Origin of the sequence: Brucella thiophenivorans, from assembly GCF_002252445.1 — a bacterium.
GTDB classification, from domain to species: domain Bacteria; phylum Pseudomonadota; class Alphaproteobacteria; order Rhizobiales; family Rhizobiaceae; genus Brucella; species Brucella thiophenivorans.
This window is the reverse complement of sequence record NZ_NNRJ01000009.1, coordinates 68,446-83,599: the sequence shown is the minus strand read 5'-3', so window position 1 is coordinate 83,599 and position 15,154 is coordinate 68,446. Positions and strand designations below refer to the sequence as shown.

Here is a 15,154-nt window from a genome sequence, read left to right as displayed (position 1 = left end):
TAATCAGATACGCGCTCTAACACTTTGTTTAACGCGAATCTTTTCCGAAAACAGCTTCACACTTTTCGGGATCTGCTATGCCGGAATACGGATAATGGCTCTCAGGCCACCCATCGGGGCATCTTCAAGTTCAATATCCCCGCCGTGGCTTCTTGCAATATCACGCGCAATGGCAAGACCAAGGCCACCTGTGCCGCCTGAGTCTTGTGTGCGTGCTTCGTCAAGCCGCACGAAGGGTTTGAAAACGTCTTCGCGGCGGTCTTCCGGAATGCCGGGGCCGTCATCATCGACAACGATTTTCAACCAGCTATCCTCATGAGTAAGTGCAAGCTCTACATTCTGCGCATGACGGAATGCATTGGACACCAGGTTGCTGACAAGGCGGGAGAAGGCATTGGGACGGACGTGAACCTCGCTATCGCCTTCAATGGAATATTTAAAGCCACGTTCGCGCAGCCGGGCTTCATTGGCGAGCTTGTCGCAAAGAAGCCGCATGTCATAGGCTGCTGCCTCCTCCGCACCTTCGCCACGCGCAAAAGCCAGATAGCCTTCAAGCATGGTTTGCATGTCAGCAATGTCCTGATTGAGCGGCTCGGTGTCGATAGCATTTCCGGTAAGCGCCAATTGCAGCTTAAAGCGCGTCAGGATTGTACGCAGATCGTGGCTGACGCCTGAAAGCATAGCGGTGCGCTGTTCAATCTGCCGCTCAATACGCGAGCGCATCTGAATAAAGGCAATGCCAGCGCGCCGCACTTCTTCTGCGCCATGGGGTCGGAAGCCCTCCGGCATTGGGCGACCTTTACCAAAGCTTTCGGCGGCCTGTGAAAGCTGCTGGATCGGCTTGATCTGGTTGCGCAGGAAGGCAATCGCGATGATGAGCAGCACAAGTGCTGTACCAATCATCCACGTGAGGAATATGCCGGTGTTCGATGCATAGGCCTGACTGCGGCGGGCAAAAACGCGCAAAACCTTGTCTTCGAGTTTGATGCGGATTTCGATAAGATCAGAATCGCCAACCGTATCCACCCAAAATGGACGGTTGATCTGGCGGGTAATTTCTTCGCTTAGGAAGTAATCAAGAATAGCGAAGAATGGCTTTGGTCCCGGCGGTGGCAGCGGATCAGGCGGCAAAATTGAAATATTCAGCCCCAGCCGCTGCTGCGAAATGCGGATGAGATTATCGTAGCCGGGTTCCTGCGGATAGGTTTCGAGAATGTCTATGATGCCGGAAATATCGCGCACAACCGCCGTTGAAAGCCGCTCCGTTACCATCTGCCAATGGCGTTCCATGAAAACATAGGCAATCACCGACTGAAGCAACACCATCGGCGCGATGATGATGATGAGCGAGCGCGCATAAAGCCCTTTTGGCATGCGGCGCGCAAACCACCGCGTCAGTGTTTTCCAGAGTGACGTCATCGTCTCAGAATACTCCAGACGGTTCTGCAAATTTCATGTTTTGGGCACACTCTGAGATTTTCGAGGCTCCGTTATTAATATTGGCTTCTATTCAATGCTCAGCTTGTAGCCAATGCCGCGAACGGTTTGCAGCCATACAGGATTTGCCGGGTCTTGCTCGATCTTGCGGCGCAGACGGTTGATTTGCACGTCAATGGTGCGCTCACCAACGTCGCCATCCTGTCCGGTTAGCTCATGCCGAGGAATAGTATCCCCAGCACGCTCGGCAAAGATCGCCATAATGTCCTGTTCGCGATCTGTGAGCTTGATCGTCTCGGCTCCTTTCTTCAATTCGCGGCGTGGAATAAAGAAAGTATAGGGTCCAAAGACGATCTGTTCGATTTTTGGCTGGGAGGGCGATGAACCACGACGCAGGATATTATTGATGCGCAAGATCAGCTCACGCGGATCGAACGGCTTTGGCAGATAGTCGTCTGCACCTGCCGACAATCCGTCGATGCGGCTGTCGGTTTCCGACAATGCGGTGAGCATCAGGATAGGGACGGTTTTGTGCTCGCGCAGCGAACGGGTCAACGAAACGCCGGTTTCGCCTGGCATCATTACATCAAGGATCAACAGGTCGAAATCGATTCCTTCGAGCTTGCGGCGCGCTTCGGCAGCGCTGCCAGCCATGGTCACTCGAAAACCACTGGTCGTCAGATATTGCGAAAGGAGGCTGCGGATTCGCGTGTCGTCATCGACAACGAGAAGATGCGGGGCGTCATCCGATAGGTTTTTCTCTTCTACAGCCATGGCGTCGTCTGATCCCATCCTGTTCGTGGTCTTTTATTAAAGACCACATCTTAGCCACTGCAAGACCGCACGTCTATGCAAGGCTTATCGTGTTACGTGTTCACCCCCAGCCTTCTAAGGCTAGGCCCGAAAAATAACCGTCTACACGGCCTGGGGTTATGACGCTTCCATATTTATCTCGGTGGAAGCAAAATCATCGATCTGGGCGCGGCGTTCAGGATTGACCATATTATAGAGAAAACGCTTGATCACTTCCCGTTCATCCGGTCCGGATTGCTCCAATGCGCGAGCGATGCGGCGCGACTGTGGCAAAGCGAGGGAGAGCGTGAGTTGCCGGCCGGATTTTGTCGGATAAAGTCTACGGTGACGCCGATCATCCAATCCTGTGGCCTGGATGACATGTCCGGTGTCGATAAGTTGCTTGAGAACACGCGACAGGCTTTGCTTGGTGATACGCAGAACATCCAGAAGTTCTGCAACTGTCATGCCGGGCTTACGGTTGATAAAATAAAGCACGCGGTGATGGGCGCGGCCAAAGCCAATCTTTTCGAGGATCAGATCCGGGTCGGCGGTGAAATCGCGATAGGAAAAGAACAGCAACTCAATGACGCTGAGATCGGCTGCCTCCAACGAGGTGAGAGGGCTGGTCAGATAATTCACATCATTCGTCGAGTTCACGTCGAAGCTCCGTCTTGTTGCGATAAATATGTCAGCATTGTTGACATAACTCAATCGCCAAGATAATTTTTGGGAAGTACAGGTGGGCTTTTTTGGAATAAAGTTTGCGCTGACGCATGTTGGAGGAGAGATAATTACGCCGTTTGTCGTGTAATACTGTCCAATAAGGACGGTACCGCATCATGGCGAGCGTTATTTTCCGTAATTGTCGGAAATATCGATTAAATTAGCTAGAAGAGATTAGGGAAAGGCTCATCAGGGCCAAACGGGTTAGCGGAAAACGCTAACCAACTTTGAGGAAAAGTGAAATGTCTGCGATTCCATTCGATCAACGCGACGGATTTATCTGGCAGGATGGCGAATTTGTTTCCTGGAAGGATGCAAAAGTGCATATGCTGACCCATGGTCTTCATTATGCAAGTGCCGTATTCGAGGGCGAGCGCGCTTATGGCGGCGAGATTTTTAAGCTGACCGAGCATACAGAGCGTCTGCATGAATCAGCTCGAATTCTTGGCTTCGAAATTCCGTATAGCGTGGAAGAGATCGACAATGCCTGCCGCGAACTGCTTAAGAAGCAGGGGTTTGAGGATGCATATGTCCGGCCGATTGCGTGGCGTGGATCAGAATCGCTTGGCGTTTCCGCGCAGAACAATCGCATTCATCTTGCAATCGCCATTTGGCAGTGGCCAAGCTATTTCTCGCCTGAAGAAAAGATGAAGGGCATTCGTCTCGACATTGCAGAATATTGCCGTCCGGACCCACGCACGGCACCTTCGCGCTCTAAGGCCGCTGGTCTTTATATGATCTGCACCATTTCCAAACATGCCGCTGAAGCCAAAGGCTACGCTGATGCGCTGATGCTGGATTGGCGCGGACAGGTTGCGGAAGCGACGGGTGCCAACGTCTTCTTCGTCAAGGATGGCGCGCTGCATACACCAAAGCCCGATTGCTTCCTTGATGGCATTACGCGCCGCACGATCATTGATCTTGCTAAGCGTCGTGGTCTGGAAGTTATCGAGCGCGTAATTATGCCAGAAGAACTGGACAGCTTTACGGAATGCTTCCTGTGCGGAACAGCTGCTGAAGTGACGCCGGTTTCGGAAATTGGAAAATACAATTTCAAGCCCGGCGAAATTACGAATATTCTTATGAACGATTATACAAATGAAGTTCAGCCCAAGCGAAGAGTGGCTGAATGACAAGGTTTTAAACAGAAAAAAGCGGCTTCCGGGCCGCTTTTTTACTATGTTAATGCTTATTGTTTGACATTCCAAAGTTTCGGCCCAAGACTTTTAAAGTCGGATTCGCGTTATTCCGGCTTTTAACTCAGATGGGGTGACGATTATGGAATCTCTACTGCCTATCATTCTTCAGCTTGTTGCAGGTGCAGTCGGTGGCAATATTGCTGGTGCCGTCAAAAACCTGAGCCTTGGAACTGCCGGTAATACTGTTGCCGGTGGTATTGGTGGCGTTATCCTTGGTCAGCTTCTTCCGCTGCTGTCCGGTGGCGGGCTGGATTCTGTTCTTAATGGTGTGGTTGGCCAGTTGGCAGGCGGCGGCGTGGGCGGTCTCGTGCTTACGGCAATTGTCGGACTGATCAAAAACTCATTGGCTAGCAAGGCGTAAGAGCAGTTGAATAGCGCGGTTGTGGGGACGACAACCGATGTAAAATTCTTGCGAGAGGAGAAACGGGCGGCTTTAAGCTGCCCGTTTTATTTGCAAAAACTCTTGCATCGCATTAATTGAAGTATTGCGGCTTTAGCCGCATTTTTTAACTCTGCTGACTGAATGGAGTATTCTGTATGGGACAATTGCAAGCCATCATCGTTCCTGTGACGCCATTTCAGCAGAACTGCACTATTCTCTTTGACGGTGACACGAAAAAGGGTGTGGTCATTGATCCGGGTGGTGATTTTGATCGGATCAAGGAAGCAATTGCCTCACAGAACGTCGATGTGGAAGCCATCTGGATCACGCATGGGCATATTGATCATGCGGGTGCGGCCCTCGATCTCAAGGAAGATCTCGGCGTCGACATTATCGGCCCCCACAAGGACGACAAGTTTCTGCTCGATAATCTGGCGACCACCGGCCTTAAATATGGCCTGACCGAAGGCGTACGGAATGTGACGCCGGATCGCTGGCTTGAAGAGGGCGATACCGTCACGGTTGCCGGCCACACATTCGATGTGCTGCATTGCCCCGGCCATGCGCCCGGCCATGTGGTATTTTTCAATCCCGAAGCGCGTTTCGCGATTGTCGGTGATGTTTTGTTCAACGGGTCGATCGGGCGTACCGATTTGCCGGGTGGCGATCACGCAGCGCTTATTCGTTCGATCAAGGAAAAGCTTCTGCCGCTTGGTGATGATATTGGCTTTTTGTGCGGGCACGGCACAGGCGGGCGCTTTGGTGAAGAACGCCGCAATAATCCGTTTCTAAACGACATTGGATATGCCTGATTTTTGAAATGGTATAACTAAAAAGCCGCCCGGTGAGGCGGCTTTTCTTCTGCGGTATTTATGGTCTGATCAATTGGCAGAACAGAAATGGTCGCGACCATCATAGCCACGATAAGTGCCGGTATTCGCATTGAACGAGCGATAGCGATCCGAGCAATACTGATACCATCCACGGCTCCAGGGCTCATAACCCGCACGATACTGCACGCTGCGTGCGGGTGGTGCAGGATAATAAGCAGGCGGTGGAGGTGGTGGTGCATAAACGGGCGCTGGCTGCACATAGGTTGGCTGTGGTTGGCTGAGTGCGCTGCCAAGCAATGCGCCTGCTGCAAGGCCGATAACGCCAGCGGCAACAGCATCTCCGGTACGGTCACGGTCGCGGTGACGATAATAAGGACGATCCCATCCGCCGCGGTTCCAGCCGCCGCCATCCCAGCCACGACGCCCCCAGGAATCCGCCGAAGCGGCGGCTAGCGGTGCTGAAACGGCTGCAATGGAGGCAACGCCCAAAATGGCCGCTTTGAGTAACTTGTTCATTGTCCGCTCCTTTACGGCATCGGCCCAACAATCGAAATCGATTTTTGGAAAGCGCGATGCGTAGATTCAACAATTTAGAGCGTCTTTATGCGTCCAGTTGGACGCATGGCGCTCTAAACGCATAACTGTAATCTCTTCGATGCATCCGGTCGCGTTGGCGCGGAGCATCGATCATGAATAACAAGTTAATAGCTTCGACATGAATGGAGGCTGAACAATGTTCATGGCGCGGCTTAAATGGAAATCGGCCGGTAAATTAGATGCAGTCTCGGTAATATTTCGCGCTTTGGGGGGGTGAAAAGTGCAACACCGCTTTTAGAGCATAGTCCGACCAGAGTGAAACGAGGATCGATAAGATTATGCTCAAGATAAAATGGGTTATAGGGCCGATCTGATTCAATCAGATCGAAACGCGCTCTAATAAGTGGAAATTCGACGCCGTCGATCCAATAAAAAACCCCGGCGTTAGCCGGGGATCAAATTCTTGATCAGCAAAAAATCGATTAGTCAGTAACCGAGATGTTTACTGCCTTTGGACCCTTGCCACGACGATCCGGTTCCGTTTCGTAGGAAACCTTCTGATTGTCGGCAAGTCCTGCCAAACCCGAAGCCTGTACAGCAGAGATATGCACGAAGATGTCTGCGCCGCCGTCATCAGGCTTGATAAATCCGAAACCTTTTTCGGAGTTGAAGAATTTGACCTGTCCGGTCTGTGCCATGGGATCCGTTCCTTTTCCTTGGCGCCACCGCTTTATTAGAGGCAGTGGAATTACAACTTCTGCCGAACGCACCACACACCCGGCAGAGGGTCATGCAGGCAGTTCTCGACTTAGGAAAGGAACCGATCATTGCTGGAGAGCAATCCCCCAACCCGGAACTTCTAGCGGTTCCGGCGCGCCGTTCTTCCAGTCTTCCGTTTGTACTCAAATTGCCCGGACGAAACGAAGACTGATCTATGATGCGTTGTTTGGCAAGCAAAATTTTCAATTAAAATGTGATTGGTTATATTTGAAGCGGTATCGTTGCTAATTTTTATAAAAATTACCAGAATATCGGCAATTTAATACCAAAAGAGAGCAGGTTGGGTGCAATATATCAAATCATACTATGGTATAGTATGCTCAGTTGCTTATCTATTGCGCAAAACTATGCATGCTCCGCCGGCAGCGCGTAGTTTAGTGCATATATTATCCGCTTCGCTGCGACTGTTGGCGCCTATACGCACTGCATAGATGCCGCGCCGGGCAATGGGTGTACGAACACGACTGATAACAGGATCGTGCCCTGCTAGCACCGTTGAGAACTGTTTGCGGAGCTGGCTCCATTGATTGACAGCAACGCTACGACGGAAATTACCAGCGACCTGAATGCCCCACGGTTTTGGTTTAATACGTGACATGGGGATTGTTGCAGTGCGAATGATCGGCAGACGCTGGCAAGCTTCCGCGAACGTCAGTTTGGCATCAAGCGGCGTGTTTGAGATTTCGTTGCCTGATGCAAAATTGTCGGCGGGTGCGCCGGTAAGATCAAGCACGTAATCTTCCGTTTCAAGCGGCAGAAAGCCGCCCGATCGCATCCAGTTGGAAACCCGGCCAGGCCCGGCATTATATGCGGCGGCGGCAAGCCCCCAATTTCCGAATGCGCGCTTGAGTTCGCTCAAAAAGCCAGCCGATGCAGGGATGGCCTGTTCAATGTCGAAAGGATCGGCAAGGCCGCGCTCCTTTGCAGTATAGGGCATGAATTGTGCAATGCCTTGCGCGCCTACCGGACTGACTGCGCGATGATCAAAGCGGCTTTCTTTCCATATTAGCCTTGCAAAGAAGTCTTTCGGAATGCCCTTTGCTTCAGCATTGATTTCTATGAGCTCGCAGATGCGCCCGACAGTCGGAGATGCTCTTTCTGACGGCATTGGTGGACCATAGATGAGAGATTCGGGGTTGGTGGCTGTCTGGTTTGCTGCATGGATGCCGTCAGGCCAGCAGAAAAGCTGCATGAAGGCAAATGTCGCTATCGTTAAATGCAAACGACTCATGCTGTTTCTTCCACCCCTGTCCCGCTACCTGGGTGATACAGTAATGCAAGTTTACAACTTGTCGATATGAGGCTCTACGGATTATCTCGCGAAGGTCCTTGTTCTTGAGGGGAACTGTGCCATTTTACTATTCAGATAAGTGAGGGAGAGGGCGATGTTTTTTCGTAAAATCAGCCGTTGGGGTTTGATTGCCGGTGCTGTGTTTCTGGCAGGTTGTGTCGCCGAGGGTGGGCCAGATTACCGGCCACCGGTGCGCCCGGGGCCATCACAGCCGCAAATGTGCCCGATGATCTATGCGCCGGTTTGTGGAGAACGCGGGCAATCACGAAAGACATTTGGCAATGCATGTCAGGCACGCGCGGACGGCTATCGGGTTGTCGGCAACGGCCAGTGTAGTTCAAGACCTGCTACGAGGCCGGGTTCCGGCTGGGGAGGCGAGCGCCCGGGGCGTCCGCCACATCAGGGTAACAGACCGGGCCGTCCCAGTGCTGGTGCATGTACGCGGGAATTCATGCCGGTTTGTGCACGACGTGGCAATGACCGGCAGACATTCTCCAACCGCTGTGAAGCCGAACGTGCAGGCTATCGCATTATCAGCGGCAGTCAGTGCCGCTGATGAAGTGAGCGCTTAATCACCGCCCCGGTCGGCCAGTCTTGCCGGGGCGACGTTTTTTGCGGGCTGCTTCAGCCGGGTCTTCATAAGAGCCGACGCCAGCGCGTTCGCGTCGGATTGCAGCGTCATCCGCACCAGCTGGCTTTTCCGTGCGCTTGACGGTCATTTCATCCAGCGTATTTTTACGGAACAGCGGCTTTGCCATATCGGTGCCCGGGCCCATATTGTCGAGCGACGGCTTGGCGAAAAGCGATTGCTTTGGCTCGGCATCGACCGTGCGATGCACCTTACGACCCGCATTATGTCGGCCCTTGGTGCGGCCCGTTACCGGGCTTTCGAGTTCCACTTCGCGCGCCATCGGATCGTCGGCAATCGCTAGTTCCATTTCACGCAGTCGCTTGACTTCATCACGCAGACGCGCTGCCTTTTCAAAATCAAGATCGGCTGCAGCATCGCGCATCTGCTTTTCCAGATGTTCAAGATGTGATGCAAGATTGTTGCCCATCATGGCGCCTTGTTCGGCAAAGCCGGAAATATCGGCGCGGACATGATCCTGCTCGTAGACCGAATTGAGAATGTCCGAGATGTTCTTCTTCACGGAAGCAGGCGTGATGCCATGCTCCAGATTGTATGCTTCCTGCTTTTCACGACGGCGGCTGGTTTCATCCATCGCACGTGTCATGGAGCCGGTCATGTTGTCGGCGTAAAGAATGACCTTACCGTCGACGTTACGCGCTGCGCGGCCGATGGTCTGAACAAGCGAGGTCTCTGAACGCAGGAAACCTTCCTTGTCGGCATCGAGAATGGCGACGAAGCCGCATTCGGGAATATCCAGACCTTCGCGCAGCAGGTTGATCCCCACCAGCACGTCGAATGCACCGAGGCGCAGATCGCGGATGATTTCGATACGTTCCAGCGTGTCGATGTCCGAATGCATATAACGCACGCGAACGCCCTGTTCGTGCAGATATTCGGTGAGGTCCTCGGCCATGCGCTTGGTCAGCACTGTGCAGAGCGTGCGGTAGCCCTTGCGCGCTGTTTCGCGGATTTCGCCCAGCACATCATCGACCTGATTTTTCGCTGGACGCACTTCGACCGGCGGATCAATCAACCCGGTCGGGCGGATGACCTGCTCGGCAAACACGCCGCCAGCTTCTTCGATTTCCCATTTACCCGGCGTTGCCGAAACGGCAATGGTCTGCGGACGCATGGCGTCCCATTCCTCGAAACGCAGCGGACGGTTATCCATGCAGGAAGGCAGCCGGAAGCCATATTCGGCCAGCGTTGCTTTACGGCGGAAGTCACCGCGATACATGCCGCCGATCTGTGGAACCGTGACGTGGCTTTCGTCGAGGAAAACAAGCGCATTGTCGGGGATATATTCAAACAGCGTTGGTGGTGGTTCGCCGGGCTTGCGTCCGGTCAGGTAGCGCGAATAATTTTCGATGCCGTTGCAGACGCCGGTTGCTTCAAGCATTTCGAGGTCGAAATTGGTGCGTTGTTCAAGACGTTGCGCTTCTAGCAGACGACCAGCACTGTTCAGTTCGGCAAGACGATGCTGAAGCTCTTCCTGTATCGACCTGATGGCTTGGTTGAGCGTCGGACGCGGCGTGACATAGTGGGAATTCGCGTAAATCTTGACCGATTGCAGATCGCCGGTCTTCTGAGCGGTCAGCGGGTCAAACTCGGCAATGGATTCGATTTCATCGCCAAACAGAGAGATACGCCATGCGCGGTCTTCCAAGTGGGCCGGGAAGATTTCAATCGTATCGCCGCGCACGCGGAACGAGCCCCGCACGAAATTAATATCCTGCCGCTTATATTGTTGTGCCACGAGATCGGCGAGAAGCTGGCGCTGGTCGAGCCGGTCGCCGATCTTCATCTCAAAAGTCATGGCCGTGTAGGTTTCGACTGAGCCGATACCGTAAATGCACGATACTGATGCCACGATGATCACGTCGTCGCGCTCGATCAGCGCGCGGGTCGCCGCGTGGCGCATCCGGTCGATCTGTTCGTTTACCGTCGATTCCTTTTCGATGTAGGTGTCAGACCGCGCGACATAAGCTTCGGGCTGATAGTAATCGTAATAGGAAACAAAATATTCGACGGCATTGTTCGGGAAGAAGTTTTTGAACTCGCCGTAAAGCTGGGCAGCAAGCGTCTTGTTTGGCGCAAGAATAAGCGCCGGGCGCTGCGTTTCCTGAATGACCTTCGCCATGGTGAAGGTCTTGCCGGAGCCGGTGACGCCAAGAAGAACCTGGGTACGGTCCTGATCTGCCAGTCCGCTGACAAGATCATGAATAGCCGTCGGCTGATCGCCCGATGGCTCGAAGCTCGATTCCATCTGGATCGAAATGCCGCCTTCGGATTTTGGCGGGCGGGCAGGGCGATGTGGTGTCCATAATTCGCCATTTTTGAACAGCGGATTACCGGATTCGATGAGATCGGAAAGTGCCTGTACGGTCGCAGTTGCGCCCGTGGGATTCAATGCGGCGGCGTCTTCAAGACTGATGTCGAGACCGGCAACCGGATTGAGACCTGCGGCGGCACGCTCTTTTGCGGAGGCTGCGCCGCCCAAGGATGTGCCGCGAGAACTGCGCGAGGATTCCGCGCTGCGTTCCGGCACTTTCTTAGGCGATTTAGCTGCCTTTGCAGATTTTGCTTTGGGTTTTGGCTTATCAGCCTCATCCCCGATCTCTTTTGCCCAATCGGCAATCGAACCGGATAATGGTGTGCCTGACAAGCCGGGCTGTGGCGCTTCGCCAAAGCCGTGAGTTTCGTCGTGCGAATCCTGAGTGTATTTGTCTTTTGAGGAGGCCATAGAGGCAATATGGAATGTCGTAGTCGAAATGAAAAGGGGAGCCGGATTGAATCTGTATCAAATCCGGTGCGCACCTTCTCAATTATATGCGGCTCCTGACATCAGGCTGTCAGGAGGTATGTTAGAGCCTGCCACGCGGACGCCAGCGATCGCCCGGTCCATAGAAATTCGGGTGGAACCCCGGATGATCGCTCCAGCCGGGACGGTCGCCCCAATGTGGACGCGGTGGACCCCACTGATTTGGTCCGCGCCAGCCGGGACCGGGACGATATGGACCTGGCCCCCAGCCTGGACGGGGTCCCCAGTTGGGACCATCATCCCATCGATTGTTGTTGCTGATGGCTGAGCCGATTACCAGACCTGCAATCAAAGGAATGCCTATGGCAGCAGCGGTCGATCCGAAGTTGTCGTTGGTGGTGTAACCGCCGCCCCCTGTCTGAACGGCAATGTAGCGGGAGGATGCCCATCCATCGAGGCCGTGAAAATTGACACGGCACCAGCCGTAACCGCTTGTGCAGCCCGCAACGCCAATGACGACACCGTTTGGTATAGTGCCCATGGATTGATATTGTGTGCCGGGACCAGTGCGCAGATTTATATTTGTAGTCGCAAGGCCGCTTGAAGCTTCTGCGCTCGTTGCAAATAGAATAGCTAATGTAGCAATAGATGATTTAAAAATAAGTCTCATTATTTTCCCCATATCTAATCGAGATAAATGTATATATATCACTATTTTTAAAAATTTACTTGGTAATATTTATATGGATGTATCTATGCTTAACAATTCAGAATTTATCCATTTTAATTATGGGTGCACTTGATTTGCATGGCTGCGGTGCGGATGCCGCACTTTTCCTTGGAGTTTGCTTGAAGCATACTCACAACCGACTCTTTTGAGTGAATCTTAGGAAACGCTGTAATTATTTTTTTCCGCATTATCCTACGCAAAATCGCTACGCACTTTTGCTGGAAATGCTCTATATGCGAGGGACTTATCGATGATCGATCTTACTGCGCCCAAGGGCATGCTGACGGTTCGCACACAGGCCATGCCGAACGATACCAACTCAGCTGGCGATATTTTTGGTGGCTGGGTTATGGCGCAGATGGATATTGCCAGTGCTATTCGCGCTTCAGAACGTGCCAAGGGGCGGGTTGTAACGGCGGCTGTTCGGGAAATGTCTTTCGCAAAGCCGGTGAAGATCGGCGACGTCCTGTGTGTTTACACCGAGATTACGCGCGTTGGCCGCACATCGATTACGCTGCATGTCGAAGCGTGGGCGCAGCGCTATCTCGCGGAAGAGATGGATCTGGTGACACATGGCGAGTTCGTCATGGTCGCACTCGACAAGAGCGGTCAGCCAACGCCGGTTCCTGCGGAATAGTTATAAAGCCCGGATATGTCCGGGCTTTTTGCTATCTATTTACATGTGCGATAACCGCTGCGGCGCTGCATCAGGTCAAAGTGGAAATGGTCGGCATGTTCGCGGTTATAGCCCGGTCCAAGAACGGTAGTGAAATAATCACAGGCATCCGAACGAACGCTGTTGAGCAGGCCCTTCTCCCGAAAGGAGAAGAAGCCCGGTTTGCGTACCACTATGCTTTTGCCGTTGTTGAGGACGATTTTCGTAACGTCGATGGCGTTGCCGCGAGAATGCTCCGACATTTTGGCACCGCGACGATTGTTCATCGTGCGGCATGAATAGCCGCCAGCATTGTGAATGGTGTTGATGCCGGAAAGATAGCGCAGGCGGGACGATGGTTGCAGATCGCCCTTGATCCAGCGCGCAAACGCTTCTGTGACCTGACAATTCAGTGTTGCGGCTGGCTTGAAGGCGATGGAACCACTGTTGAAGCCGCTGACTTCAATCGGGTTGTCGATACGGCAGCTTCCGCTTTGATTGATGGGCGATTTTTCCGTGAAGACGACACCGAGGCGTTTGAGCCGGGTGCGGCAGGCAACCTCTGAATTGGACATAGTATAGATGTTTTCAGCGGTACTGACCGGGTTTTGCACAGGTGAAGCAAAGCCATAATCGCCAGTATATTGCGGTTGGCTCCGCGTTGTCATCTCATGAGCATTGTTTTCGATTTCTTCGGCAAGGCCAACAACACGATCTTCGGGCGGTGTGCTGGCGGAAGCTACGGGGGCAGGTGGAACAATTATATCGGCATTGCCGATTTCGGCCTGCGGACGTTGTGGACGATCTCCGGAACAGCCAGCCATAAGTAAAAGCAATGCAAAGCTTGCCGAAAGTGCATAGCGACGAAAGCGGTTGGACAACGCAAAACTCATGTCCATGCCTTTCATTTTGGAACTGGCCCCAACACATATTAGACCATAAGCGTAAACGAACAGTCAGTGTCTGCGTTAATGTCTGTGGTGATATTCGGGCCGCTGTTTGACATAAGATTGGCAAAATCTTCATGCCTATTTGTTAGTATATTTCAGCGGTTTCGGGCCAAGCCGCTACATTGTCCTCTCGGTCCCCAAAGTTTTCTTCCATGTCAGCACTTATATCGCCAAGTGTTCTGCCGATTTTGCTTCTGATCGGCTCCAATGTTTTCATGACTTTTGCCTGGTACGGGCATTTGAAGTTCACCAGTACGCCGCTGGTGACGGTCATTTTCATCAGTTGGGGTATCGCGCTGTTCGAATATTTTCTGGCGGTGCCTGCCAATCGTATCGGACATGAGGTGTATTCAGCAGCGCAGCTTAAGACGATGCAGGAAGTCATCACATTGGTGATTTTTAGCCTGTTTTCGATCTTCTATCTCAAAGAAGCTTTCACCTGGAATCATGTGTTTGGTTTTGCGCTGATTGCCGGTGGCGCTGCTCTTATTTTCCGAGGTTAGCTATTCTGCCGCTACAGGGACTGGTTCTGATTTTCTTTTCCAGAACATAGGAACCAGTTCAACAGCCATCATGGAAGCAAATAGCAGGCCGCAACCGATAAAGCCGATAAAGGTTAAACGGTCGCCAAGGAAGATTGCGCCAAACATCGCCGCAAAGATTGCTTCGGATGACAGGAAAATCGCTGCCTGTGCAGATGTTGTATAACGCTGGCCGATGGCTTGCAGCGTGAAGGCTATGCCCGATGAAAAGATGCCGGTAAACAGCAACTCTTTCCATGTTAGTGCGATTGCATTCCAGTTGATGTCTTCGACCGCCGCAGCAATCACAAGTCCTGCAACTGCGGCGGTCGCAAATTGTATGCAACTGAGTGTGATAGGGCGTCCCGCACGATTGGCGCGGCTAATGAGCAAAACCTGCATGGCCCAGAACAATGCGCCGCAAATCACCAGCCAGTCGCCTTGTTTAAGCGCGCTCAGCTTGCCACCTGATAAAAGAAATATGCCGATAAGACAGGCTGCAGCGCTTGGCCAAATAATCGGATGCGGCCAATTTCTAAAAATGGTTACACCCATCACCGGCACCATGACGACATAAAGTCCGGTGAGAAAGCCGGCATTGGTGACGGAGGTGGTGATGAGGCCGATCTGTTGCAGGATGAGGCCTGTAAACAAGCAAGCACCGACAAGCATGAAAAACAGATAGTTCGAGCGTTGAAGCTTATGGGATGAACGCCGTCCTTCGGCAATTGACCAAGGCAAAACGCTAACGGCGGCAATGGCTGAACGGACGCCGATGAAAAAGAACGGGCCAATGCTGGCCATGGCGGTCGATTGTGCCACAAAGCCCATGCCCCAAATAACACCGGCCAGAAGAAGGAGTAGATTTGCCTGCACACGCGTCATGATTGATTGCCTCGCCCCGATATGCCCGCATTGATCCGCGTCAT

The 15,154-nt window shown here is 52.8% G+C and carries 16 protein-coding genes; 6 read left to right on the top strand and 10 right to left on the bottom strand.

Going from position 1 to position 15,154, the window contains the following annotated elements:
• Window positions 1–75 precede the first annotated feature (75 nt).
• From CEV31_RS02010 to CEV31_RS02000, 3 genes are all read right to left on the bottom strand, one after another.
• Complete coding sequence (locus tag CEV31_RS02010; protein WP_094505227.1) at window positions 76–1,419, bottom strand: ATP-binding protein; 1,344 nt, start codon at window positions 1,417–1,419, stop codon at window positions 76–78.
• A gap of 87 nt (window positions 1,420–1,506) precedes the next feature.
• A complete protein-coding gene (locus CEV31_RS02005) occupies window positions 1,507–2,229 on the bottom strand; it encodes a response regulator (protein WP_094505226.1) in 723 nt (240 codons plus the stop codon).
• Between the two features lie 138 nt (window positions 2,230–2,367).
• Entirely contained in the window at window positions 2,368–2,889 is a 522-nt protein-coding gene (locus CEV31_RS02000; protein ID WP_094505293.1) for a MarR family winged helix-turn-helix transcriptional regulator, read from the bottom strand.
• 308 nt (window positions 2,890–3,197) lie between these two features.
• Between CEV31_RS02000 and CEV31_RS01995 the strand changes: the two genes are divergently transcribed.
• The 3 genes from CEV31_RS01995 (at window position 3,198) to CEV31_RS01985 (ending at window position 5,348) form a co-directional block, all read left to right on the top strand.
• Complete coding sequence (locus CEV31_RS01995; protein WP_094505225.1) at window positions 3,198–4,088, top strand: branched-chain amino acid aminotransferase; 891 nt, start codon at window positions 3,198–3,200, stop codon at window positions 4,086–4,088.
• A gap of 145 nt (window positions 4,089–4,233) precedes the next feature.
• A complete protein-coding gene (locus CEV31_RS01990; RefSeq protein ID WP_094505224.1) occupies window positions 4,234–4,515 on the top strand; it encodes a hypothetical protein in 282 nt (93 codons plus the stop codon).
• A gap of 176 nt (window positions 4,516–4,691) precedes the next feature.
• Entirely contained in the window at window positions 4,692–5,348 is a 657-nt protein-coding gene (locus CEV31_RS01985) for an MBL fold metallo-hydrolase (RefSeq protein ID WP_094505223.1), read from the top strand.
• 69 nt (window positions 5,349–5,417) lie between these two features.
• Here CEV31_RS01985 and CEV31_RS01980 read toward each other — a convergent pair whose 3' ends face one another.
• From CEV31_RS01980 to CEV31_RS21525, 3 genes are all read right to left on the bottom strand, one after another.
• Window positions 5,418–5,885, bottom strand: coding sequence for a BA14K family protein (locus tag CEV31_RS01980; RefSeq protein WP_094505222.1), 468 nt, complete (start codon window positions 5,883–5,885; stop codon window positions 5,418–5,420).
• Window positions 5,886–6,388: 503 nt separating this feature from the next.
• Window positions 6,389–6,604, bottom strand: coding sequence for a cold-shock protein (locus tag CEV31_RS01975; RefSeq protein ID WP_024899445.1), 216 nt, complete (start codon window positions 6,602–6,604; stop codon window positions 6,389–6,391).
• A gap of 410 nt (window positions 6,605–7,014) precedes the next feature.
• Window positions 7,015–7,917: a lytic transglycosylase domain-containing protein gene (locus tag CEV31_RS21525; protein ID WP_235818020.1), complete on the bottom strand. Its 903-nt coding sequence runs from the start codon at window positions 7,915–7,917 to the stop codon at window positions 7,015–7,017.
• 154 nt (window positions 7,918–8,071) lie between these two features.
• Here CEV31_RS21525 and CEV31_RS01960 point away from each other — a divergent pair, with 154 nt between their 5' ends.
• A complete protein-coding gene (locus tag CEV31_RS01960) occupies window positions 8,072–8,533 on the top strand; it encodes a Kazal-type serine protease inhibitor family protein (protein ID WP_094505220.1) in 462 nt (153 codons plus the stop codon).
• Between the two features lie 16 nt (window positions 8,534–8,549).
• On the opposite strand, the gene uvrB is transcribed toward CEV31_RS01960, so the two are convergent.
• Together uvrB and CEV31_RS01950 are read right to left on the bottom strand one after the other, a co-directional pair.
• On the bottom strand, window positions 8,550–11,351 hold the full coding sequence (gene uvrB, locus CEV31_RS01955; RefSeq protein ID WP_094505219.1) for an excinuclease ABC subunit UvrB: 2,802 nt from the start codon (window positions 11,349–11,351) through the stop codon (window positions 8,550–8,552).
• Window positions 11,352–11,472: 121 nt separating this feature from the next.
• Entirely contained in the window at window positions 11,473–12,039 is a 567-nt protein-coding gene (locus CEV31_RS01950) for an SH3 domain-containing protein (protein WP_094505218.1), read from the bottom strand.
• A 310-nt stretch (window positions 12,040–12,349) separates the two neighbouring features.
• Between CEV31_RS01950 and CEV31_RS01945 the strand changes: the two genes are divergently transcribed.
• A complete protein-coding gene (locus CEV31_RS01945; protein ID WP_094505217.1) occupies window positions 12,350–12,736 on the top strand; it encodes an acyl-CoA thioesterase in 387 nt (128 codons plus the stop codon).
• Between the two features lie 35 nt (window positions 12,737–12,771).
• Here CEV31_RS01945 and CEV31_RS01940 read toward each other — a convergent pair whose 3' ends face one another.
• A complete protein-coding gene (locus CEV31_RS01940) occupies window positions 12,772–13,647 on the bottom strand; it encodes an extensin-like domain-containing protein (protein WP_235818019.1) in 876 nt (291 codons plus the stop codon).
• Window positions 13,648–13,856: 209 nt separating this feature from the next.
• On the opposite strand from CEV31_RS01940, the gene CEV31_RS01935 reads away from it, so the two are divergent.
• Window positions 13,857–14,207, top strand: a complete 351-nt coding sequence (locus tag CEV31_RS01935; RefSeq protein ID WP_094505215.1) for a DMT family protein — start codon at window positions 13,857–13,859, stop codon at window positions 14,205–14,207.
• Here the strand turns inward: CEV31_RS01935 and CEV31_RS01930 are convergent, their stop codons facing one another.
• Window positions 14,208–15,110, bottom strand: coding sequence for a DMT family transporter (locus CEV31_RS01930; protein WP_094505214.1), 903 nt, complete (start codon window positions 15,108–15,110; stop codon window positions 14,208–14,210). It abuts the gene before it with no gap.
• Between the last annotated feature and the right edge of the window lie 44 nt (window positions 15,111–15,154).

Coding starts and splice junctions, on each gene's coding strand:
- CEV31_RS02010 (WP_094505227.1), bottom strand. CDS start 1,419: ATGACGTCACTCTGGAAAACACTGACGCGGTGGTTTGCGCGCCGCATG.
- CEV31_RS02005 (WP_094505226.1), bottom strand. CDS start 2,229: ATGGGATCAGACGACGCCATGGCTGTAGAAGAGAAAAACCTATCGGAT.
- CEV31_RS01995 (WP_094505225.1), top strand. CDS start 3,198: ATGTCTGCGATTCCATTCGATCAACGCGACGGATTTATCTGGCAGGAT.
- CEV31_RS01990 (WP_094505224.1), top strand. CDS start 4,234: ATGGAATCTCTACTGCCTATCATTCTTCAGCTTGTTGCAGGTGCAGTC.
- CEV31_RS01985 (WP_094505223.1), top strand. CDS start 4,692: ATGGGACAATTGCAAGCCATCATCGTTCCTGTGACGCCATTTCAGCAG.
- CEV31_RS01980 (WP_094505222.1), bottom strand. CDS start 5,885: ATGAACAAGTTACTCAAAGCGGCCATTTTGGGCGTTGCCTCCATTGCA.
- CEV31_RS01975 (WP_024899445.1), bottom strand. CDS start 6,604: ATGGCACAGACCGGACAGGTCAAATTCTTCAACTCCGAAAAAGGTTTC.
- CEV31_RS21525 (WP_235818020.1), bottom strand. CDS start 7,917: ATGAGTCGTTTGCATTTAACGATAGCGACATTTGCCTTCATGCAGCTT.
- CEV31_RS01960 (WP_094505220.1), top strand. CDS start 8,072: ATGTTTTTTCGTAAAATCAGCCGTTGGGGTTTGATTGCCGGTGCTGTG.
- uvrB (WP_094505219.1), bottom strand. CDS start 11,351: ATGGCCTCCTCAAAAGACAAATACACTCAGGATTCGCACGACGAAACT.
- CEV31_RS01950 (WP_094505218.1), bottom strand. CDS start 12,039: ATGAGACTTATTTTTAAATCATCTATTGCTACATTAGCTATTCTATTT.
- CEV31_RS01945 (WP_094505217.1), top strand. CDS start 12,350: ATGATCGATCTTACTGCGCCCAAGGGCATGCTGACGGTTCGCACACAG.
- CEV31_RS01940 (WP_235818019.1), bottom strand. CDS start 13,647: ATGAGTTTTGCGTTGTCCAACCGCTTTCGTCGCTATGCACTTTCGGCA.
- CEV31_RS01935 (WP_094505215.1), top strand. CDS start 13,857: ATGTCAGCACTTATATCGCCAAGTGTTCTGCCGATTTTGCTTCTGATC.
- CEV31_RS01930 (WP_094505214.1), bottom strand. CDS start 15,110: ATGACGCGTGTGCAGGCAAATCTACTCCTTCTTCTGGCCGGTGTTATT.